This window comes from Streptomyces sp. NPDC055140, from assembly GCF_053607285.1.
Map to the genome: position 1 here is coordinate 1 of NZ_JBSGTG010000209.1, position 1,191 is coordinate 1,191.

The window sequence follows — 1,191 nt, forward strand, 5'->3', positions numbered from 1 at the left end:
ATGGTGGAGGCAGCGTATCCGCCGTCAGGCCGGGTGACGACGGAGCCGATGTCCTCGCCGTCCAGCAGAACGCGGGCACGCCGCTTCTCCATCGCCGCGAGGTTGCCCGAGACCCGCTCCCGCTCGGTCGCGATCTGAGCACGGCGTGCTTCGACGAAGGGAGCGTGCGCGGCAACGGCCAACGGCAGCTCCAACCGGGCCTGTTCGGCTTCAAGGACCTCGGGGGCCTCGCCGCGCAGCTCGAAGGATCCGGGGCGGGCGGTGGTGATCTCACCGACCGGGTCGGCGGCGGTGAGCAGGTCCTCGCCGCGCCGGCGGGCCAGGACCTCGCCGGACGCGACGGTCTCCAGTTCGACGGTGAGCTGCCCGGGCTGGACGTCGGTGACGGTGTGCCACCAGCTGTGCGAGCCCTTCAGGAGTACCTGGTCCCCGGCCTGGAACTCGATCGGGCTCCAGTCCCTGCGCTCCGTCTGTGCGAGGGCGGCGAGTTCGCCGACCCTCCCGTCGTCGAGTTCGGGCAGGGTGGTGTCGGCGGGTGCGCCGTCGCGGTTGTAGTGGACGGCGATGGAGCGGCCGTGCTTGAGCATGCGCCGGACGAACAGGCCCGTCTTGTAGGCCCGGGTCTCGGGCCGAATGCGCGGGTTCTGGACCCATGCGCCGACACTGCGCATGCGGATGAAGTCTTCCGCTTCCAGAGCCGCCAGGGCATCCGTGTCGCTTTCTGCGACACCGAAGACGTACGTGCGCGTCTCGTCGCCGTGGTCCCGCTCGTGGTGGATCCACACCGTCTCTGCGGGCCTGGGGCCCGTGACGAGAGCGGCCTCCTGCAGGGCCTGGTGGCGCTCGGCGATCTTCTTGGCGCTGGCGGACGGGGTGCGCTCGCCGGGCATGTAGTCGGTGCCGACCGCGATCCGCCACTTGACCGTGCCGTCCCAGCCGTTGGGGCCGTGTCCGTGGCCGATCTGCTCGGTTCCGTAGCCGACGGTGATGTGCTCAACGTCGTCGCGAGCGCCCTCACGCGGCGGCTCGAGGCGCCACCAGTAGCCGGGCATGCCCGCGACTTCCTGCGCGTCGAACGGCATAGCGCTCGTGTCCGGCTCGGCGGCCGTGCTCGGGATCTCGGCCAGCATCGGCTGCGCCGCCTCCGGCGGGTCAGCCGCGGGAACCGGCGCGGCAGGCGGCGGCGCGGCT

General features: G+C 71.8%; 1 protein-coding gene. It reads right to left on the reverse strand.

Features of this window, described 5'->3' with window-relative positions; translation table 11 throughout:
• Positions 1-1,052 (reverse strand): hypothetical protein (locus ACWFR4_RS49055; protein ID WP_453658513.1); only part of this gene is annotated, 1,052 nt, incomplete at its 3' end.
• Between the last annotated feature and the right edge of the window lie 139 nt (positions 1,053-1,191).